Genomic DNA, 21,232 nt, shown 5'->3' with positions numbered 1-21,232 from the left:
CTGTCGAATTCCGGCCAGCGTGGTTTGACGGGGCGCCTAAGATCAAGATCAAGAGCGGCTCGCTTCGCATCGTGGTTACCGTCGGTTGCTATCAAGTTCTGTAGATGAGGGAGTGTCAGTTGATGCATGTGTGACTGACCCACCGCCATCGGGAGCAAGCCCCCTCCCACATTCAGTTGTGTGTATGGCTTAGTTCGCGCATACGTTGCAGGACTGCATTCAAGCCGTTGGTGCGCGATGGTGACAGCTGCCGGGACAGGCCCAGTTGTGCAAACCAACCCGGCAAATCCACCGCTTGCAGTTCATCAGCCGACAACCCATTGACCCGCGCCAGCAACAGCGCCACCAACCCGCGAATCATCCTTGCCTCGCTGCTGGCAGCAAACTGCCAATGGCCGTCCTGCAAATGCCCCACCAACCACACTAGGCTTTCACAGCCTTGCACCAGGTTGGCGTCGACCTTTTCATCATCCGCCAACGCGGGCAGTCGCTCGCCCCATTGCATCAGCATCCGCGCGCGCTGCTCCCAACCGCCGACAGCCTGGAATGCCTGCAGCGCAGCCATCGCGTCCACTGGCAAGCTCATCGCAACATATCCAGCGCCTGGTCCAACGCTTCAAAGAAGCGCTCCAGGTCATCGGAGTCGTTGTACAGCGCCAGGGACACTCGAATGGCGCCGGATAAGTGCATGGCCTTGAGCAGTGGCATTGCACAGTGATGCCCGGCGCGCACGGCGATGCCTTGCTCGGTCAACAGGTGAGCCAGGTCGGCGTTATGCACACCGTCCACCACAAAGCTCACCAGCGCTGCTTGCGGTGATCCCAGTACGCGCACGCCATTGCGTGCTTTCAGCCCGCGCAGCAAATAGTCGTGCAGTGCCGCTTCATGGGCGGTCACGGCGTGCTGATCCAGTGAGTTCAGGTAATCCAGGGTGGCACCCAGGCCGATCACGCCGGCAATGGGCGGCGTGCCGGCTTCGAACCCCAGTGGGGCAGGGCGGAAGCTGGCGCCTTGATAATCTGCCTGCTGCACCATCTCGCCGCCAAACTGCCAGTGGCGCAGGTGATGCAGGGCAGCGTTGCGACCGAACAGCACGCCGACGCCGTCCGGGCCGTAGAGCTTGTGGCTGGAAAATACGTAGAAATCGCAGCCCAGGGCCTGTACGTCGTGGCGACCATGCACGATGCCTTGGGCGCCATCCACAACAGTCAGGGCACCGTTTGCCTGGGCCAGCGTCAGTAGCGCTTCCAGCGGCTGCCAGGTGCCCAGCACGTTGGACAACTGGCTCACCGCCAGCAGGCGCGTGCGCGGGCCGATCAATGATGCGGCGGCTTGCAGGTCGATCACGCCGTCATCGTCCAGGGGCAATACCACCAGCGTCAGCGCACGCCGTTTGGCCAATTGCTGCCAGGGCAACAGGTTGGCGTGGTGTTCCAGGGCGCTGATGGCTATCTCATCGCCCGCATTGAATAGGTGCTCAAGGCCATAGGCCAAGAGGTTCAGCGCAGAGGTTGCGCCGTGGGTGAATACGACCTGCCCGCTGTCGCCTGCATTCAACCACTGCGCGACCTTGCTGCGACTGTCCTCAAAGGCTTGGGTCGCATGGGCCCCCGGCAAATGCTGGGCGCGGTGCACATTGGCTGCGCCATTGGCGTAGTAATGGCCGATGGCATCCAGCAGGGCCTGGGTTTTTTGGGCGGTGGCGGCGCTGTCCAGATAGGTCTGGTCTTGCCTTTGCAGGGTGGCGATCGCCGGGAAATCGGCGCGCCAGGGGGAGGGCACAAGCATGGTGATCAAGACTCGTATAAGCGAGCCGCACCCGAAGGTGCGGCCCGCTAGTGGCATCGAGTGGCTGCTTAGTTGTGAGCGTGCAGCGCTTCGTTCAGTTCGATGGCCGATTTGTGGGTTTTGCACTCCACGGCACCGGTCTCGGAATTGCGGCGGAACAGCAGGTCCGGTTGACCGGCCAACTCGCGCGCCTTGACCACCTTGACCAACTGGTTCTGCTCGTCAAGCAGCGCAACCTTGGTGCCGGCGGTGATGTACAGGCCCGACTCCACGGTGTTGCGGTCGCCCAACGGGATACCGGTGCCGGCGTTGGCGCCAATCAGGCAGCCTTCGCCCACCTTGATCACGATATTGCCGCCGCCCGACAGGGTGCCCATGGTAGAGCAGCCGCCGCCCAGGTCCGAACCCTTGCCGACGAACACCCCTGCCGATACACGGCCTTCGATCATGCCTGGGCCTTCGGTGCCGGCGTTGAAGTTGACGAAGCCTTCGTGCATCACGGTAGTGCCTTCGCCCACGTAGGCGCCCAGGCGGATACGCGCAGCGTCAGCGATGCGCACGCCGGCCGGTACCACGTAGTCGGTCATTTTCGGGAACTTGTCCACCGAGAACACTTCCAGCAGCTCGCCACGCAGACGCGCTTCGAGCTGACGCTCGGCAAGTTCGGCGATGTCGATGGCGCCCTGGCTGGTCCAGGCCACGTTCGGCAACTGCGGGAACACGCCTGCCAGGTTCAGGCCGTGAGGCTTGACCAGGCGATGGGACAGCAAGTGCAGCTTGAGGTAGGCCTCTGGCGTGGAGGTCAGCGCGGCGTCTTCGGCCAGCAGTGTGGCAACCAGTGGGGTGTGGCTTTCAGCCAGGCGATTCAGCAGCGCGGCTTGAGTGGCGTCGACGTTCTTGAGTGCATCTGCCAGTTGCAGCGCTTGGCTGATGGTGAACGTGATCGCCTGGTTGCCCTCGGTGTAACCCAGGATCGGCGCAATGGCGGCAACGATCTCGGCCGACGGGTTGAGCAACGGTTGTGCGTAAAACACTTCCAGCCAAGCACCTTGGCGGTTCTGAGTGCCGACGCCGAAGCCCAGGCTGAACAGGGAATTGGACATGCTGTTACCTCTACAAAAATGGAAGGCTGGCCTACTTGAGGGCCGCCGAATAACTATCTGGCTTGAAGCCAATCAGGGTTCTGTCACCGAGATCAAGCACCGGGCGCTTGATCATCGAGGGTTGTGCGAGCATCAATTCAATGGCTTTCGACTGATCGAGATCGGCTTTGCGTTCGTCTTCGAGTTTGCGAAAGGTGGTGCCCGCACGGTTCAAAACCACCTGCCAACCGTGCTCGTTGCACCATTGGGTCAAGTGTTCGCGGTCGATACCGGCCGTTTTGTAGTCATGGAACTCGTAGCTCAGCGCGTGCTCATCGAGCCAGGTGCGCGCCTTTTTCATGGTGTCGCAGGCTTTGATGCCGAAAAGGTGCAGGGTTTTGCTTGAAGCGGTCAAGGAATTGCCCCCCTTTGGACCAATGAAAAATGAAAGATCACGGATTATGCCACGACCAGCCGGTTTCGGCGCCGCTCGTCAGCATCCTGCGACTTTTGTGCAAAAGCCGGTGCGCGGCTTAGGCGAGTAACATAGCGGGGTAATATGGCACTTCAACGGCCAGTTGTTGCCTGATGTGTCGTTGCAAGTCGATTGTCCGGGAAACCCGCGTTATGCAAACCGCCTACACCGTTCTTATCCTGCTGATGCTGGTCAGCTTTTCGCGTCTGGTCGGACGCATCATCCCGCTACCGTTGCCCTTGCTACAGATTGCCGCCGGCGCCTTGCTGGCCTGGCCCACATTGGGGCTGCATGTGGCGTTGGATCCGGAGCTGTTCCTGTTTCTGTTCCTGCCGCCGCTGTTGTTTTCCGATGGCTGGCGCATGCCCAAGCGCGAACTGTGGCGCCTGCGTGGCCCGATTCTGACATTGGCGGTGGGCCTGGTGCTGTTTACCGTGGTCGGCGCCGGCTACTTCATTCATTGGTTGCTGCCCTCGATCCCCTTGCCGGTGGCCTTTGCCCTTGCGGCGGTTTTATCCCCGACGGATGCCGTGGCGGTGTCGGCCATTTCTCAGAATCGCTTGCCTAAACCGCTGATGCACATGCTTCAAGGCGAGGCGCTGATGAATGACGCGTCAGGCCTGGTGACCTTCAAGTTTGCCCTGGCGGCGGCGTTGACCGGGGTGTTTTCCCTGGCGGATGCCAGCCTGACCTTTGTATTGGTCGCCGTGGGCGGCTTGGCGGTCGGGGTGGCGTTGAGCTGGCTGGTCGGCCGCCTGCGCGCGTGGATGATTGCACGGGGCTGGGATGACCCCGCGACCCATGTGGTGTTCATGCTGTTGTTGCCCTTTGCTGCCTACGTGTTGGCTGAGCGTCTGGGCGCTTCGGGCATTTTGTCGGCGGTGGCGGCGGGCATGATGCAGAGCTGGCTCGACCTGCTGCCGCGCCAGACCAGTACGCGGTTGCTCAACCGCAGCGTCTGGTCGCTGCTGGAGTTTGCCTTCAATGGCCTGATTTTCCTGCTGCTCGGCCTGCAACTGCCGGACATCATCAAGGCTGTGGTCAGCCACGAAACCACCCTGTGGCCCACCCTGTTGTACCGCTGCCTGGACGTGGTGGCGATCTTTCTGGTGCTGGTGGTGCTGCGGTTTATCTGGGTGCAGAGCATCTGGCGGCTGTCGGGGTTGCTGCGCAGGCTGCGTGGCAAAAGCGCGCTGACCCTGGTGCCGACGGCGCGCTCCTGCTGGTTGCTGACCGTCGGCGGTGTCCGCGGTGCGGTGACGTTGGCGGGTGTCATGTCGGTGCCCTTGCTGTTGGCGCCGGGCCAGGATTTCCCTGAGCGTGACCTGCTGATCTTTATCGCCGCCGGGGTCATCCTGCTATCGCTGGTCGCCGCCTGCATTGCCCTGCCGTTGCTGTTGCGTGGTGTGGAGAAAAGTCCGGATGAGAAGCGCCACAACGAAGTGCGCGAGGCCTGGAAAAAGACCGCCGTGGCGGCGATCCATGCGTTGGAGGTCGAAGAACCCGTCGAAGCCGAAACGCCGGATGCCGCTCAGGCTGCATTGGCCACCGAGCTCAAGGCGCGGCTGATGGCGGAGTATCGTCATCAGTTGGACGTATTCAATGACTCGGCCGAGGCTCAGGCACTGGCGCTGCAAATGGATCAACTGGAGCGCAGGCTGAGGCTCAAGGCGCTACGTGCGCAGCGCCTGGAGCTCTACCGTTTGAGTCGCCAGCATCAGATTGGCGACGATGTACTGCGCGAGGTATTGGCGGATCTGGATATGAGTGAAGCGAACTTGGGAAGTGTTAAGTAGGGCTGGAACTGATCATTGCCCGGATGCTTGAATTGAGCAGTTTGCCCAAGAGAGTTTTATCTTCTGGATAAAGCGACTGCATGAACTTTTTATCGTCTTCAGACAGTTTGAAGTTGCGCGGGATGGGGGGACCACTGTTGAGTCTTGAAGCAGGAAAGCCATAGTGCATGATGGATTTGTCATCATAGTTTGCAGAGGCTGTTACCTGGGGGCGTGAAAAAGTCCTGATGATATTGTTATCGGCCTCATAGCTGAATTGCCTACGCGACTCGTACTCGTCATAGATATTCTGTCTATTCAGGTCCAGTGTGCGATCCGGATGCTGGTGCTCATGCTTCAAACCCAGGGCGTGGCCGAATTCGTGTTGAACCGTCGCGGCAATGCCGTCCGGTGAATCTTTGAAGCCAATACTCATGGTCGGTTTGGAGAGGGGGACGTTTTTTGCATCGGTTCCCACGCTTGACCATCCGGCGTGACTGTTATTGTCTGCAATAATGCGTATGTCACCGTTAGGGCTGTCAATAAATTTCAAGTAGAGGTTAGTGTGCGGCGCCCATTTATTGATGTTGTGCTGTACCAGATCCTTTTGTTCCTGTGTCATGTTCAGTCGCGAGATGGTCAGCACTGAATGTTGAGGCCATAGTTTGTCCGGCATGGCGACGCCGCGTTTGGCTCTACTGTGAGGTGCGTTCACGGAGTGAGGAGAAACGGGACGGGTTGGGATGGTGAGGGGCATGTCGTTCACCTGAGCGTGTGTACCAGATGAACGTGGGTGGAGCATTTAACAGGCTTTGTTCCCATTGATGGGTTGCAAGATACATCGGTAATGGCCGCTCCCACGGTGTGGGAGCGGCTTGAAACTCAAACGCGGCGCTGTATGAAATCGCGAATCCGCTCAGCCGCTTCGACACATTCGGCCAATGGCGCAACCAATGCCAGGCGCACACGCCCTGCGCCTGGGTTGAAGCCGTCGACTTCGCGGGACAGGTAAGAGCCCGGTACTACCGTCACATGTTCTTCCACAAACAGATCGCGGCAGAAGTCCGCGTCGTCACCGTTCACTTTCGGCCACAGATAGAACCCACCGTCCGGGCTTTGTACATCCAGCACCGGTTTGAGGATCGCCAGCACCGCATCGAACTTCTCGCGGTACAGGTCACGGTTGGCCAGTACATGGGCCTCGTCCTGCCAGGCAGCGATGCTGGCTAGCTGGGTTTGCACCGGCATCGCGCAACCATGGTAGGTGCGGTACAGCAAAAAGGCCTTGAGGATGTCGGCGTCGCCGGCCACGAAGCCCGAACGCAGGCCCGGCAGATTGGAACGCTTGGACAGGCTGTGGAATACCACGCAACGCTTGAAGTCCTGGCGCCCCAGCTCGACGCAGGCACTGAGCAGGCCCGGCGGCGGGGTTTGTTCGTCGAAGTACAGCTCGCTGTAGCATTCGTCGGCGGCGATCACGAAGTCGTATTCGTCGGCCAGGGCGATGAGTTTTTTCAGTGTGTCGACGGGAATCAGCGCGCCGGTCGGGTTGCCTGGGGAGCACAGGAACAGGATTTGGCAACGTTTCCAGATGTCGGGGGAGACGGCGTCGAAGTCCGGGTTCAAGCCATTGCTATCCAGGCACGGCAGGTAATGCGGCTTGGCCCCGGCCAGGAACGCGGCGCCTTCGTAGATTTGGTAAAACGGGTTGGGGCTAACCACCAGCGCATCGTCGCCACGGTTAACCACGGTCTGGGTGAAGGCGAACAGGGCTTCACGGGTGCCGTTGACCGGCAGGATGTTACGCGCCGGGTCCAACCAGCCCTTGGGCACATTGAAGCGGCGTTCGCACCAGGCGCCGATGGCTTCACGCAGGGCAGGGGTGCCCAGCGTGGTGGGGTATACCGCCATCTGGTCGAGGTTGTTGCTCAGCGCCTCGGCGACAAAGGTCGGGGACTTGTGCTTGGGTTCGCCGATGGACAGTGCAATCGGGCGTTTGTCCGGGTTCGGCGTCACGCTGCCGAGCAGGGCGCGCAGTTTCTCGAAAGGGTAGGGCTGCAACTGGTTAAGGGCGTTGTTCATATAAGCCTCTATCACGGTGAGCGCGGCCCCTGTGGGAGCTGGCTTGCCTGCGATGGCATCACTGCGGTCGACCTGACGGACCGAGGTGTCTGCATCGCAGGCAAGCCAGCTCCCACATGACTCGTGTTCACAAAGTTAAGAATTCAAATAGTCAGTCGGGTCAGCTCAACGCCGGGTTCCTGGGTCACGCTCAATTGTTCCACGATCGCATCCTGCAGGCGGCGACACAGCTCAGGGTCGGACAGCGGCTGGTTATCAGCGTCGGTGATGAAGAACACGTCTTCCACCCGTTCGCCGAGGGTCGCAATCTTGGCATTCTGCAACGACAGGTCGAACTCCAGGAAAATCCCGCCGATGCGCGCCAGCAGGCCCGGGCGATCCGGCGCGCTGAGTTCCAGCACCGTCACCGGTCGCTGCGCGTCGTTGGAAATGGTCACCTGGGGCGCAAAGGCAAAATGCTTGAGCTGGCGTGGTACCCGGCGTTGGATGATGGTTGGGTAATCGTCCGGGTTGCGCAGGGCTTCGGTGAGGCCTTCGCGGATCTTTTTCACCCGCGCCGGGTTATCGCCAATAGAGTCGCCGTCGGTGTCGAGCACGATGTAGGTGTCGAGGGTGAACTGGCTGCTGGAGGTGATGACCCGAGCGTCATGGATGTTCAGGTTGAGCTGGTCCATGGCGGCCACGGTCACGGCGAAAAAGTCGTGCTGGTCCGGCGCGTAGATGAAGATCTGCGTGCCGCCTTCGAATTCGCGCTGGGTGGTTTCCTTGATCAAGACCAGCGGGCCACCGTCGGCCGGCTGCTGCAGGATCGCATCGCTGTGCCAGGCCACGTCGCCGGCGGTGTGGCGCAGGAAATAGTCGTCGCCCAGTTGCGACCAGAGCTGTTCGACGTCGTCCGGGTCGTTACCACCGCGTACCAGAATATCCAGGGCCGCACTTTGGGTGCGGCGGATCTGCTCTTCGCGGTCCACCGGGTTCTCCAGGCCGCGGCGCAGCGCGCGCTTGGTCTCGGTGTACAGCTGGCGCAACAGGCTGGCGCGCCAGGAGTTCCACAACGTGGGGTTGGTGGCGTTGATGTCGGAGACGGTCAGCACATAAAGATAGTCGAGACGGGTTTCATCGCCGACGATGCCGGCAAAGTCGTGGATCACCTGCGGGTCGGACAAGTCCTTGCGCTGGGCGGTTGTCGACATCACCAGATGGTTTTGCACCAGCCAGACGATCAGGCGGCTGTCCCAGAGGGGCAGTTGGTGGCGCTGGCAGAAGGCTTCGGCGTCCACTGCACCGATTTCCGAGTGATCGCCATGGCGACCCTTGCCGATGTCGTGATACAGGCCCGCCAGGTAGATCAGCTCAGGCTTTGGCAGCTTGGCCATCAGTTTACTGGCAAGTGGGAATTTCTCTGACACCTGGGTGTACTGCAACTTACGCAGGTGCTTGATCAGGTTCAGGGTGTGGGCATCGACGGTGTAGATGTGGAACAGGTCGTGCTGCATTTGCCCGACGATAAAGCCGAACTCCGGCAGGTAGCGCCCGAGAATGCCGTAGCGGTTCATGCGCCGCAGGTTGCGGTGGATGCCGATGCGGCACTTGAACAGTTCGATAAACAGGCTGGTATTGCGGATGTCGTTGCGAAATTCGTCGTCGATCAGGTGGCGGTTTTCCCGCAGCAGGCGGATGGTGTCGGCGCGCACGCCTTTGATGTCCGGCTGCTGGGCCATCAGTACGAAGATTTCCAGCATGGCGAATGGGGTGCGGCGGAACACGTTGTCGTTGCGTGCTTCGATATAACCGTCATGCAGTTGGAAGCGCGCATTGATCGGCTGCGGCGGCGCTTCGTCTTCGGGGGCCAGGATCACCTCCTCGAAGTGCTGGATGATCAAGTCGCTGAGCTGGGCGATGCTCATGACCACCCGGTAGTACTGTTGCATGAAGCTTTCGATGCTGGTCTTCGCGTCTTCGCCCTCAAAGCCCAGCAGGGTGGCGATGGAGCGTTGGTGATCGAACAGCAGGCGGTCCTCGGAACGCCCGGCGAGCATGTGCAGGGCGTAGCGCACCTTCCACAGGAACTCCTGGGACGAGGCCAGCAGGGTGTTTTCGCTCTCCACCAGGAAGCCTTCGCCAGCCAGGGCGCGCAGGTTCAGCGTGCCGTATTGGCGGCGCGCCACCCACAAAATCGTCTGGATATCCCGCAGCCCACCCGGAGAGCCCTTGACGTTGGGTTCCAGGTTGTATTCGGTGTCGTTGTACTTGTGGTGCCGCGCCTTCTGTTCGGCGCGCTTGGCCAGGAAGAAATCCTTGCTCGGCCACATGTGTGCGGTGCTGGTGACTTCGAGCATGCGCTGGCGCAGGCGCTCGGGGCCGCAGATGGTGCGGCTTTCCATAAGGTTGGTGACCACCGTCAAGTCGGCACGGGCCTCTTCGGCGCATTCATCCACCGAGCGCACGCTCTGGCCGACTTCCAGGCCGATGTCCCACAGCAATGTCAGAAAACGCTCGATGGAATCGCGGAAGGTTTCGTGGTCGGCGCTGTCCAGCAGAATCAACAGGTCGATGTCGGAGTAGGGGTGCAGTTCGCCGCGACCGTAGCCGCCGACCGCCACCAGGGCGATATCGGCGTCTGCACTCCAGCTGAACTGTTCCCAGGCTTTCTGCAGGATGTTATCGACGAACCAGGCGCGGTCCTCGATCAGTCGTCTGATGTCCCGACCACTGCGAAAACGCGCGTCGAGCACCTCGCGCGCCTGGCGGATGGCTTTCTTGAAGGCGGCGATGGGGCTCGCCTTCAATGCCAGCTCGGCCTGGAACTGGCCACGGTCGAAGAGTTCGGGATCCACCTGGGGCATCGGTCGGCTTTCCTATCTATCTATTGAGTCAGTCACACGGTTGAAGCTGGAAAACCGAAGCAACCCTCACGCCGAAACGCGAGGAATGGTGTCGTCTGCGCGCAACGTGAAGATCTCGTAGCCGGTTTCGGTGACCAGCAGCGTGTGTTCCCACTGGGCCGAGAGCTTGCGGTCCTTGGTGATAGCGGTCCAGCCGTCGCCCAGCACCTTGGTATCGGCCTTGCCCTGGTTGATCATCGGTTCGATGGTAAAGGTCATGCCTGCCTTGAGTTCCATGCCGGTGCCGGCGCGGCCGTAGTGCAGGATCTGTGGTTCTTCGTGGAACACGGTGCCGATGCCGTGGCCGCAGAATTCGCGCACCACCGAGAAGCCGTTCTTTTCGGCGTGCTTCTGGATCACTTCACCGATGTCACCCAGGCGGCAGCCTGGCTTGACGATTTCGATGGCCTTGTACATGCATTCCTGGGTCACCTGGGACAGGCGCTCGGCCCAGACCGGCACGTTGCCGACGTGGAACATGCGACTGGTGTCGCCGAAGTAGCGGTCCTTGATCACGGTGACGTCGATGTTCAGGGTGTCGCCGTCCTTCAACGGCTTGTCACCGGGAATGCCGTGGCACACCACGTGGTTGACCGAGGTGCAGATCGACTTGGGGAAGCCTTTGTAGTTCAGCGGCGCAGGGATGGCCTTTTGCACATTGACGATATAGTCGTGGCAGATCTGGTTCAGGGTTTCGGTGGTGACGCCCGGCTTTACATGCTCTGCAATCATTTCCAGCACGTCGGCGGCCAGTTTGCCGGCGATGCGCATGCCGGCGATGTCTTCGGCGGTTTTCAAACTAACGGTCATACAGGCTCTCTCTAGCGCGACGCGCTGAAATCAATACGGTTTACGGGCGTGCGAAAAAAGGTTGCTGAATTCGCACAAGCCACAAAAAACGCGATTCTAACAGACGCGGGCGGTAAACCATGAGCCCCTGACGATCGCTTCTATCTATAGGGTGGGGGTAAATCCGCTCTATTCAACGGCTTGCGCACAGATCGCTGCGGTCAGGTGTGATTGCGGGTTTCGTTTTCGCCCTTGCTGTGGTATAAAATGCGCCGCTTTCCGGGGATACCCCGAAAAGCTTAAATCCACACACGTGTCGACACGATGACCTGGGTGCCGGAGGCCTTGATGCCGCTGGTTGGTCATTGGGATACGTGGAGGCCAAACCCGACTTATTAAGGAACTATCATGTCCCAAGTCAACATGCGCGATATGCTGAAGGCCGGTGTGCACTTCGGTCACCAGACCCGTTACTGGAACCCGAAAATGGGTAAATACATTTTCGGCGCGCGTAACAAGATTCACATTATCAACCTTGAAAAAACCCTGCCAATGTTCAACGAAGCTCTGACTTTCGTAGAGCGTCTGGCCCAGGGCAAAAACAAGATCCTGTTCGTCGGCACCAAGCGTTCCGCTGGCAAGATCGTTGCTGAAGAAGCAGCACGTTGCGGTTCGCCGTACGTCGATCACCGCTGGTTGGGCGGCATGCTGACCAACTTCAAAACCATCCGTGCTTCCATCAAGCGTCTGCGTGACCTTGAAGTGCAAGCCGAAGACGGTACTTTCGCCAAGCTGACCAAGAAAGAAGCGCTGATGCGCTCCCGTGACCTGGAAAAGCTCGATCGTTCCCTGGGTGGTATCAAGGACATGGGCGGTCTGCCTGACGCACTGTTCGTTATCGACGTTGATCACGAGCGCATCGCGATCACCGAAGCCAACAAGCTGGGCATCCCGGTTATCGGCGTAGTCGATACCAACAGCAGCCCGGAAGGCGTTGACTACATCATCCCAGGCAACGATGACGCAATCCGCGCTATCCAGCTGTACATGGGTTCGATGGCTGACGCTGTAATCCGTGGTCGCAACCACGTTGCTGGCGGTACCGAGCAGTTCGTTGAAGAAGCTCCGGTAGCTGCCGCTGAGTAACTGACGCCCTGGCGTTGACTCAGTAAGCAAAAAGGGGGCTTGGCCCCCTTTTTGCCACCTCGAAAACCATTTGTCGGCAGCGCAGCTACATCATTTGTAACGTGCAGCGGCCTACAACGGAAATTCGGGAAGAATTGATCGCCCGTTTGATCGGGTGGAATGGTTGAAAACCTATCCAAGAGGATTTTGAAATGGCAGAGATTACTGCAGCGTTGGTTAAAGAACTGCGTGAGCGTACCGGCGAAGGCATGATGGATTGCAAAAAGGCCTTGACCAAGGCCGGCGGCGACATCGAAAAAGCCATTGATGACATGCGTGCTTCCGGCGCCATCAAGGCTGCCAAGAAAGCAGGCAACGTCGCTGCTGAAGGCGCTATCGCCCTGAAAGAAGACGGCAAATCCGCCGTTCTGCTGGAAGTCAACTCGCAGACCGACTTCCTGGCTCTGCAGGATGACTTCAAGGCATTCGTTGCTGCCAGCGTCGAAAAAGCCTTCGCTGACAAGCTGACCACTGTTGAGCCTCTGATCGAAGCTCAAGAAGCAGCTCGTCTGGTACTGGTCGGCAAGGTTGGCGAAAACGTCAACATCCGTCGCCTGGTTCGCGTTGAAGGTGATGTTGTTGGTGGTTACCTGCACGGCAACAAAATCGGTGTAGCAGTTGTTCTGAAAGGCGGCGACGTTGAGCTGGCCAAAGACATCGCTATGCACGTTGCTGCAAGCAACCCTGAGTTCCTGCTGCCTTCGGAAGTGTCTGCCGAAGCGATCGAGCGCGAAAAAGCTGTGTTCCTGCAGCTGAACGAAGAAAAAATCAAAGGCAAGCCAGAAAACATTGTTGAGAACATGGTCAAAGGCCGTATCAGCAAGTTCCTGGCCGAAGCAAGCCTGGTTGAGCAGGCGTTCGTCAAGAACCCTGAAATCAAGGTTGGCGAACTGGCCAAGAAAGCCGGTGCTGAAATCGTTTCCTTCACTTACTTCAAAGTAGGCGAAGGCATCGAGAAGCCGGTCGACAACTTCGCTGAAGAAGTTGCTGCCCAGCTGGCTGCCGCCAAGCAATAAGACAGTCCCAAACTGTCGCCGAAAGAGGCTGCCCGCTCACGCGCGCAGCCTCTTTTCAAATGGGAAGGCCAATTTTATTTGGTTTCCTCTCGGAACTGGCTTACAAAGCCGTGTTCCGATGGCGCTGTGACAGCGTCCAGCTAGAGTGAACGCAAGCCGTAAACGGCTCGCCAAGAATTTTTAAAAAATACGCCGCAGGAGAGATTCGCAATGGCTCAGCAGGGCAGTGGTTATCAGGCTCGCTATAAACGCATTCTACTCAAGCTCAGCGGCGAGGCCCTCATGGGCTCGGAAGAGTTCGGGATCGACCCCAAGGTGCTTGACCGCATGGCGCTGGAAGTCGGCCAATTGGTCGGTATCGGTGTGCAGGTCGGCCTGGTGATCGGCGGCGGCAATCTGTTCCGCGGCGCGGCACTGAGTGCGGCCGGTATGGATCGGGTCACTGGCGACCACATGGGCATGCTGGCCACTGTGATGAACGCCCTGGCCATGCGCGACGCCCTGGAGCGTGCCAATATCTCGGCCATCGTGATGTCGGCTATCTCCATGGTTGGCGTGACCGATCACTACGATCGCCGCAAAGCCATGCGCCACCTGAACTCCAAGGAAGTGGTGATCTTTGCCGCTGGCACAGGCAACCCGTTCTTCACCACGGATTCGGCGGCGTGCCTGCGCGCTATCGAAATCGATGCCGACGTGGTGCTCAAAGCCACCAAGGTAGATGGCGTATACACTGCAGACCCATTCAAAGACCCGCATGCCGAGAAGTTCGATCATCTGACCTACGATGAAGTGCTGGATCGCAAGCTGGGTGTGATGGACCTGACTGCTATCTGCCTGTGCCGCGACCACAAGATGCCGCTGCGCGTATTTAACATGAACAAGCCCGGCGCCCTGCTGAATATCGTACACGGCGGCGCGGAAGGGACTCTGATCGAGGAAGGCCAACAATGATCAATGAAATCAAGAAAGACGCCCAGGCGCGTATGCAGAAATCCCTGGAATCCCTGAGCCATGCATTTGGTCAGATCCGTACCGGCAAGGCGCACCCGAGCATCCTGGGCAGCGTGATGGTGCCTTACTACGGTTCCGACACCCCGCTCAGCGGCGTGGCCAACGTGACCGTGAAGGACTCGCGCACCCTGCAAGTCGTGGCCTTCGAGCGCAACATGCTCGCGGCAGTCGACAAGGCGATCCAGAGCGCCGGTCTGAACCTCAACCCGACCAACCTCGGCGAGTTGTTGTTGATCTCCATGCCAGCCCTGACCGAAGAAACCCGCAAGGGCTTCACCAAGCAGGCGCGCAGTGCCGCTGAAGATGCGCGCGTTGCCGTGCGTAACATCCGTCGCGATGCGTTGGGTGACCTGAAGAAGCTGGTCAAGGACAAGGAAATCAGCGAAGACGAAGAGCGTCGTGCCGTTGCTGATATCGACAAGTTGACCAAGGACGCCGAAGCCAAGATCACCCAGGCTACCGAAGAAAAAGAAAAGGACCTGATGGCCGTATAAGGGGTCAGGACGCCTTTATGGAAAAGACCAAGCAGACTGTGCCCTCCGTGGTGCCGCGCCATGTCGCGATCATCATGGATGGGAATAATCGCTGGGCGAAAAAACGCTTTATGCCGGGTGTTGCCGGGCATAAAGCGGGTGTTGACGCGGTAAGGGCGGTGATTGAGGTGTGCGCCGAGGCCAAGGTCGAAGTGTTGACCTTGTTCGCCTTTTCCAGTGAGAACTGGCAGCGGCCCGCCGACGAAGTCAGTGCCTTGATGGACCTGTTTTTCAAGGCGCTGCGTCGTGAGGCCAAGCGCCTCAATGACAACAACATCAGTCTGCGCATCATTGGTGATCGCTCGCGGTTCCACCCGGAACTGCAAGTGGCCATGCGCGAAGCCGAGGCTATCACCGCAGGCAGTAATCGTTTTGTGCTGCAGATCGCAGCCAATTACGGCGGCCAGTGGGATATCGCCCAGGCTGCGCAACGGCTTGCCCGCGAAGTGCAGGCCGGCCATCTGCGCCCCGACGACATCACGCCCGAACTGTTGCAAACCTGCCTGGTGACCGGCGACCTGCCGTTGCCGGACTTGTGTATCCGTACCGGTGGTGAGCATCGCATCAGCAATTTCCTGTTGTGGCAGCTAGCCTATACCGAGTTGTACTTCTCCGACCTGTTCTGGCCGGACTTCAAACACGATGCCATGCGCAATGCGCTGGCCGATTTCGCTTCCCGTCAGCGTCGTTTCGGTAAAACGAGCGAGCAGATCGAAGCTGGAGCCCGGGTTTAAATGCTTAAACAACGAATCATCACGGCGCTGATCCTGCTGCCGATTGCCTTGTGCGGTTTCTTCCTGCTTGAAGGGTCCGGCTTTGCGCTGTTTATCGGTCTGGTCGTGAGCCTGGGTGCCTGGGAATGGGCGCGCCTGGCAGGCTTCGGCAACCAGTTGCCGCGTGTGGCGTACGCCGCAGTGGTCGCGGTGTTGTTGTTCCTGATGTACATCCTGCCGGACATCGCACCCTGGGTATTGGGGGCGGCGGTGCTGTGGTGGGCGTTGGCAACATTCCTGGTGCTGACTTACCCACGCACCAGCGGTCAATGGTCCAGCGTGGCCTGCAAGCTGGTGATCGGCTTGCTGATCCTGCTGCCGGCCTGGCAAGGGCTGGTGGAAATCAAGCGCTACCCCATCGGTAATGAATTGATCCTGGCCGTGATGGTGCTGGTGTGGGGGGCCGATATCGGCGCCTACTTCTCTGGTCGCGCATTTGGCAAGCGCAAGCTGGCTCCGGCCGTCAGCCCAGGCAAGAGCTGGGAAGGCGTATACGGTGGCCTGGCCTTGACGCTGCTGATCACGCTGGTGGTCGGTTTGGTGCGTGACTGGTCGGTGAAAGAGGTTCTACTGGCCTTGCTGGGCACCGCTATCGTCGTGTTTATCTCGGTGGTGGGTGACCTCACCGAGAGCATGTTCAAGCGCCAGGCCGGGATCAAGGACAGCAGTAACCTGCTGCCGGGTCATGGTGGCGTGCTGGATCGCATCGACAGCCTCACTGCCGCGCTGCCGATCTTCGCGGTGTTGCTGTGGATGATCGCTTCGTGAACGGCCTGCAGCAGGTTACCGTACTGGGCGCGACCGGCTCCGTCGGGCTGAGTACGCTGGATGTCATCGCTCGTCACCCGGATCGTTACCAGGTTTTCGCCCTGACCGGCTTCACGCGTTTGCGCGAATTGCTGGCCTTGTGCGTGCGCCACTCACCGCGCTTTGCTGTAGTGCCTGAGGCCGCGGCGGCCCGTGGGCTGCAGGATGATCTGCGGGCTGCGGGGTTGACCACCCAGGTGCTGGTCGGGGAAGCGGGGTTGTGCCAGGTGGCGGCCGACGCCGATGTGGATACCGTGGTGGCGGCGATTGTCGGCGCGGCGGGGTTGCGTCCTACCCTGGCGGCAGTCGATGCCGGCAAGAAAATTCTGTTGGCCAATAAAGAAGCCCTGGTCATGTCTGGCGCACTCTTCATGCAAGCCGTGCGCAAGAGTGGGGCGGTCCTGCTGCCGCTGGACAGCGAGCACAACGCAATCTTCCAGTGCATGCCCGGGGATTTCGCCCGCGGCTTGAGCCAGGTCGGTGTGCGCCGGATTCTGCTGACGGCGTCCGGTGGCCCCTTCCGGCAGACTCCGCTGGCTGAGCTTGAGCATGTGTCTCCCGATCAGGCCTGCGCTCATCCAAACTGGTCCATGGGGCGCAAGATTTCCGTGGATTCGGCGAGCATGATGAACAAAGGCCTGGAGCTGATCGAGGCGTGCTGGTTGTTCGATGCACGGCCTGATCAGGTCGAGGTGGTGATCCATCCGCAAAGTGTGATCCACTCTTTGGTCGATTACGTGGACGGTTCGGTGTTGGCGCAGCTGGGCAACCCGGATATGCGCACGCCGATCGCCAATGCCTTGGCCTGGCCGGAGCGGATCGATTCCGGCGTAGCGCCCCTGGACCTGTTTGCGATTGCGCGCCTGGACTTCGAAGCCCCGGACGAGCAGCGTTTTCCGTGCCTGCGCCTGGCGCGGCAAGCGGCCGAGGCGGGTAACAGCGCGCCGGCCATGCTCAATGCGGCCAATGAAGTGGCCGTGGCGGCGTTTCTCGAACGGCGCATCCGCTTTCCGCAGATCGCGAGTATCATCGAGGACGTCCTGAATCTTGAGCCAGTCGTGGCTGTAAATGACCTGGGAGCGGTATTTGAGGCTGATACCAAGGCCCGAGCCTTGGCCCAGCAATGGCTGGATCGCGACACACGTTAGGGTGGGCGCGTTTGAGCCTTCAGGCATCGGATTGAAATGCGGAGAAATTAGATGAGTGCGCTCTACATGATTGTCGGCACCCTGGTTGCTCTGGGTGTGCTGGTTACCTTCCACGAATTCGGCCACTTCTGGGTGGCGCGTCGTTGCGGCGTCAAGGTATTGCGCTTTTCCGTTGGTTTCGGCATGCCATTGTTGCGCTGGCATGATCGTCGTGGCACCGAGTTTGTGATTGCCGCTATCCCGTTGGGTGGCTACGTCAAGATGCTCGATGAGCGCGAAGGTGAAGTGCCGGCTGATCAATTGGATCAGTCTTTCAATCGCAAGACCGTTCGTCAGCGTATCGCAATTGTTGCAGCGGGCCCGATCGCCAACTTCCTGTTGGCAATGGTGTTCTTCTGGGTTCTGGCCATGATGGGCAGCCAGCAGGTGCGCCCGGTCATCGGTGCAGTCGAGGCGGACAGCATCGCGTCCAGGGCCGGCTTGGTGGCAGGGCAGGAAATTGTTTCCATTGATGGCGAGCCGACCACCGGTTGGGGCGCGGTCAATTTGCAGTTGGTGCGCCGCCTGGGTGAAAGCGGCACCGTCAATGTGGTGGTGCGTGACCAGGATTCCAGTGCCGAAACCCCGCGGGCGTTGGCTCTGGACCACTGGCTCAAGGGCGCCGATGAGCCTGATCCGATCAAATCCCTGGGGATTCGTCCTTGGCGTCCGGCCTTGCCGCCGGTACTGGCTGAGCTGGATCCGAAAGGTCCGGCCCAGGCCGCAGGCCTGAAAACCGGTGATCGCCTGCTGGCCCTCGATGGCCAGGCGCTGGGTGACTGGCAGCAAGTGGTCGACCTGGTACGTGTGCGTCCTGATACCAGAATTGTGCTGAAATTTGAGCGCGAGGGTGCTCAAATCGATGTTCCCGTGACCTTGTCGGTTCGCGGGGAGGCCAAGGCGGCCGGGGGGTACCTGGGTGCCGGGGTCAAAGGTGTCGAATGGCCGCCATCGATGGTTCGAGAGGTCAGCTTCGGGCCTTTGGCCGCGATTGGCGAGGGTGCGAAACGCACCTGGACCATGAGCGTACTGACCCTCGAATCCCTCAAGAAAATGTTGTTCGGTGAGCTCTCGGTAAAAAACTTGAGTGGACCGATAACCATTGCTAAAGTGGCGGGCGCTTCTGCCCAGTCGGGTGTCGCGGATTTCCTGAATTTCCTGGCTTATCTGAGTATTAGCCTTGGGGTTCTGAATTTGCTGCCCATTCCAGTATTGGATGGGGGGCATCTGCTGTTTTATCTGGTCGAGTGGGTGCGTGGTCGCCCCTTGTCGGATCGGGTGCAGGGTTGGGGGATACAGATCGGTATCAGTTTGGTGGTCGGGGTGATGTTGTTAGCTCTGGTCAACGATCTGGGACGACTGTAACGCTTCGCTGAATTGCGAATCTGCCGCATTTTGCGGCAGTTTGTTTATTGCCAGTTGGAATAAGAAAGGACTTCATGAAACGTCTGCTGCTAACTGCGGTTCTCACCGTATTGATGATCGCCGAAGTTCACGCCGAGTCCTTCACCATCTCCGATATTCGCGTCAACGGCCTCCAGCGGGTTTCCGCGGGTAGCGTCTTTGGTGCCTTGCCGTTGAACGTCGGGGAACAGGCGGATGATCGTCGCCTGGTGGAATCCACTCGTGCGCTGTTCAAAACCGGGTTCTTTCAAGATATCCAACTGGGTCGCGAAGGCAACGTCCTGGTCATCACGGTCGTCGAACGACCTTCCGTTGCGAGTATCGCGATCGAAGGTAACAAGGCCATCTCCACTGAAGACCTGATGAAGGGCCTGAAGCAATCCGGCCTGGCCGAAGGCGAGATCTTCCAGCGCGCGACCCTTGAGGGTGTGCGTAACGAACTGCAACGCCAGTACGTTGCCCAGGGCCGCTACTCCGCGACCGTGGAAACCGAAGTGATCCCGCAGCCTCGTAACCGTGTGGGCCTCAAGGTCAACATCAACGAAGGTACCGTCGCGGCCATTCAGCACATCAACGTGGTGGGCAACACCAAATTCGCTGATGACGACCTGATCGACCTGTTCGAGCTCAAGACCACCAACTGGCTGTCGTTCTTCAAGAACGATGACAAATACGCCCGTGAAAAACTTTCCGGTGACCTTGAACGCCTGCGCTCCTACTACCTGGACCGTGGCTACATCAACATGGACATCGCTTCGACCCAGGTGTCCATCACCCCGGACAAGAAGCACGTCTATATCACCGTGAACGTCAACGAAGGCGAGAAGTACAAGGTTCGTGACGTCAAGCTCAGCGGCGACCTGAAAGTCCCTGAGGACCAGGTCAAGTCCCTGCTGCTGGTGCAGAAGGATCAGGTGTTCTCGCGCAAGCTGATGACCACTACCTCCGAACTGATCACTCGCCGCCTGGGTAACGAAGGCTATACCTTCGCCAACGTCAACGGCGTGCCGACCCCGAACGATGAAGATCACACGGTAGACATCACCTTCGTCGTCGATCCTGGCAAGCGTGCCTACGTAAACCGCATCAACTTCCGTGGCAACACCAAGTCTGCGGACGAAGTGCTGCGTCGTGAAATGCGTCAGATGGAAGGTGGCTGGGCTTCGACCTACCTGATCGACCAGTCCAAGACCCGTCTTGAGCGTCTGGGCTTCTTCAAGGAAGTCAACGTCGAAACCCCGGCCGTACCGGGTGTGGATGACCAGGTTGACGTGAACTACGCCGTTGAAGAGCAAGCTTCGGGCTCGATCACCGCCAGCGTCGGTTTCGCACAGAGCGCCGGCCTGATCCTGGGTGGCTCGATCACCCAGAACAACTTCCTCGGTACCGGTAACAAGGTTTCCATCGGCCTGACCCGAAGCGAATACCAGAGCCGCTATAACTTCGGTTATGTCGACCCCTACTGGACAGCTGACGGTGTGAGCCTGGGCTACAACGCCTTCTACCGCACCACCGACTACAAAGACCTCGACGTCGACGTTGCAAGCTATGCGATCGACAGCCTGGGTGTGGGCGCAAACATCGGTTACCCGATCAGCGAAACCTCGCGCCTGACCTTCGGCATCACCGCGCAACAGGACGAGATCAAGACCGGTGTATATACCGTGGACGAGATCTTCGACTTCACTCGTCGTGAAGGTGACAAGTTCCTGAACTTCAAGGCATCTGCCGGCTGGTCCGAGTCGACCTTGAACAAAGGTGTACTGGCAACCCGTGGTCATTCCCAGAGCCTGACTGCGGAAGTCACCACACCGGGCAGCGACCTGTCGTTCTTCAAGCTCGACTACCGCGGCCAGTTGTTCCAGCCGTTGAGCGATAACTACACCATGCGCCTGCACACAGAGCTGGGTTATGGCGACGGTTATGGTTCCACTGATGGCTTGCCGTTCTATGAGAACTACTACGCCGGTGGTTTCAACTCGGTACGTGGCTTCAAGGACAGTACTTTGGGCCCGCGTGGTACGCCAAGCCGTGGTTTTGCTGACACCGGTAACGTCGGAACTCGACGTGACGACGACAACGACCCGCTGCCATTCGGTGGTAACGTGCTGATCCAGGGTGGTGCAGAGATCCTGTTCCCGCTGCCATTCGTCAAGGACCAGCGTTCGCTGCGCACCTCAGTCTTCTGGGACGTGGGTAACGTGTTCGACTCCAAGTGTGAACAAGTCACCAACCCGAACGGTTCGCGGTCCAACACCCAATGCAACGACGTGAGCCTCAGCAACCTGGCGAGCTCCGTGGGCGTGGGTGTGACCTGGGTGACTGCGCTGGGCCCGTTGAGCTTTGCGCTGGCCATGCCGATCAAGAAACCGGATAACGCTGAAACCCAGATTTTCCAATTCTCCCTCGGCCAGACGTTCTAAGCGTCTGACCCAAG

18 protein-coding genes are annotated in these 21,232 nt (G+C 59.4%); 10 read left to right on the top strand and 8 right to left on the bottom strand.

The window, feature by feature from the left end:
• Positions 1–172 precede the first annotated feature (172 nt).
• From E4P00_RS06045 to E4P00_RS06030, 4 genes are all read right to left on the bottom strand, one after another.
• A complete protein-coding gene (locus E4P00_RS06045) occupies positions 173–586 on the bottom strand; it encodes a SufE family protein (RefSeq protein WP_103733446.1) in 414 nt (137 codons plus the stop codon).
• A complete protein-coding gene (locus E4P00_RS06040) occupies positions 583–1,788 on the bottom strand; it encodes a cysteine desulfurase (protein WP_248130921.1) in 1,206 nt (401 codons plus the stop codon). Before E4P00_RS06040 ends, E4P00_RS06045 begins: the two co-directional genes overlap by 4 nt.
• 68 nt (positions 1,789–1,856) lie before the next feature.
• Complete coding sequence (gene dapD / locus E4P00_RS06035) at positions 1,857–2,891, bottom strand: 2,3,4,5-tetrahydropyridine-2,6-dicarboxylate N-succinyltransferase (RefSeq protein WP_032877456.1); 1,035 nt, start codon at positions 2,889–2,891, stop codon at positions 1,857–1,859.
• A 31-nt stretch (positions 2,892–2,922) separates the two neighbouring features.
• Entirely contained in the window at positions 2,923–3,231 is a 309-nt protein-coding gene (locus E4P00_RS06030; RefSeq protein WP_241092152.1) for an arsenate reductase, read from the bottom strand.
• A gap of 266 nt (positions 3,232–3,497) precedes the next feature.
• Between E4P00_RS06030 and E4P00_RS06025 the strand changes: the two genes are divergently transcribed.
• On the top strand, positions 3,498–5,141 hold the full coding sequence (locus tag E4P00_RS06025) for a Na+/H+ antiporter (protein WP_032877381.1): 1,644 nt from the start codon (positions 3,498–3,500) through the stop codon (positions 5,139–5,141).
• Here the strand turns inward: E4P00_RS06025 and E4P00_RS06020 are convergent.
• The 4 genes from E4P00_RS06020 to map form a co-directional block, all read right to left on the bottom strand.
• On the bottom strand, positions 5,134–5,877 hold the full coding sequence (locus E4P00_RS06020) for a M12 family metallopeptidase (RefSeq protein WP_248130919.1): 744 nt from the start codon (positions 5,875–5,877) through the stop codon (positions 5,134–5,136). The two genes, E4P00_RS06025 and E4P00_RS06020, sit on opposite strands and share 8 nt — an antisense overlap.
• 125 nt (positions 5,878–6,002) lie before the next feature.
• A complete protein-coding gene (gene dapC / locus E4P00_RS06015; RefSeq protein WP_248130917.1) occupies positions 6,003–7,202 on the bottom strand; it encodes a succinyldiaminopimelate transaminase in 1,200 nt (399 codons plus the stop codon).
• A gap of 143 nt (positions 7,203–7,345) precedes the next feature.
• Positions 7,346–10,048: a [protein-PII] uridylyltransferase gene (locus E4P00_RS06010; protein ID WP_032877378.1), complete on the bottom strand. Its 2,703-nt coding sequence runs from the start codon at positions 10,046–10,048 to the stop codon at positions 7,346–7,348.
• 66 nt (positions 10,049–10,114) lie between these two features.
• Entirely contained in the window at positions 10,115–10,897 is a 783-nt protein-coding gene (map, locus tag E4P00_RS06005; RefSeq protein ID WP_032877377.1) for a type I methionyl aminopeptidase, read from the bottom strand.
• 387 nt (positions 10,898–11,284) lie between these two features.
• On the opposite strand from map, the gene rpsB reads away from it, so the two are divergent.
• The 9 genes from rpsB (at position 11,285) to bamA (ending at position 21,218) form a co-directional block, all read left to right on the top strand.
• Complete coding sequence (rpsB, locus tag E4P00_RS06000) at positions 11,285–12,022, top strand: 30S ribosomal protein S2 (protein WP_003189158.1); 738 nt, start codon at positions 11,285–11,287, stop codon at positions 12,020–12,022.
• Positions 12,023–12,213: 191 nt separating this feature from the next.
• Entirely contained in the window at positions 12,214–13,077 is an 864-nt protein-coding gene (gene tsf, locus E4P00_RS05995; RefSeq protein ID WP_005785711.1) for a translation elongation factor Ts, read from the top strand.
• Between the two features lie 210 nt (positions 13,078–13,287).
• The gene (gene pyrH, locus E4P00_RS05990; protein WP_003189161.1) at positions 13,288–14,031 is read left to right on the top strand and encodes a UMP kinase; all 744 of its coding nucleotides are present in this window, start codon (positions 13,288–13,290) and stop codon (positions 14,029–14,031) included.
• Positions 14,028–14,585: a ribosome recycling factor gene (frr, locus tag E4P00_RS05985; RefSeq protein ID WP_032877376.1), complete on the top strand. Its 558-nt coding sequence runs from the start codon at positions 14,028–14,030 to the stop codon at positions 14,583–14,585. The genes pyrH and frr overlap by 4 nt, the downstream gene beginning before the upstream one ends.
• 17 nt (positions 14,586–14,602) lie before the next feature.
• On the top strand, positions 14,603–15,358 hold the full coding sequence (gene uppS / locus E4P00_RS05980) for a polyprenyl diphosphate synthase (protein WP_032877375.1): 756 nt from the start codon (positions 14,603–14,605) through the stop codon (positions 15,356–15,358).
• On the top strand, positions 15,359–16,165 hold the full coding sequence (locus E4P00_RS05975) for a phosphatidate cytidylyltransferase (RefSeq protein ID WP_032877374.1): 807 nt from the start codon (positions 15,359–15,361) through the stop codon (positions 16,163–16,165). It abuts the gene before it with no gap.
• On the top strand, positions 16,162–17,352 hold the full coding sequence (gene ispC, locus E4P00_RS05970; RefSeq protein WP_216092227.1) for a 1-deoxy-D-xylulose-5-phosphate reductoisomerase: 1,191 nt from the start codon (positions 16,162–16,164) through the stop codon (positions 17,350–17,352). The genes E4P00_RS05975 and ispC overlap by 4 nt, the downstream gene beginning before the upstream one ends.
• Before the next feature lie 51 nt (positions 17,353–17,403).
• The gene (rseP, locus tag E4P00_RS05965) at positions 17,404–18,756 is read left to right on the top strand and encodes a sigma E protease regulator RseP (protein ID WP_248130915.1); all 1,353 of its coding nucleotides are present in this window, start codon (positions 17,404–17,406) and stop codon (positions 18,754–18,756) included.
• Positions 18,757–18,830: 74 nt separating this feature from the next.
• Positions 18,831–21,218 (top strand): outer membrane protein assembly factor BamA, encoded by a 2,388-nt coding sequence (gene bamA / locus E4P00_RS05960; RefSeq protein ID WP_032877372.1) that lies wholly within the window; start codon positions 18,831–18,833, stop codon positions 21,216–21,218.
• Positions 21,219–21,232: the final 14 nt, after the last annotated feature.

Origin of the sequence: Pseudomonas sp. B329, assembly GCF_023127835.1 — a bacterium.
GTDB lineage: Bacteria > Pseudomonadota > Gammaproteobacteria > Pseudomonadales > Pseudomonadaceae > Aquipseudomonas > Aquipseudomonas synxantha_A.
The sequence above is the reverse complement of the archived record's forward strand: the minus strand, read 5'-3'. Positions and strand labels throughout refer to the sequence as shown.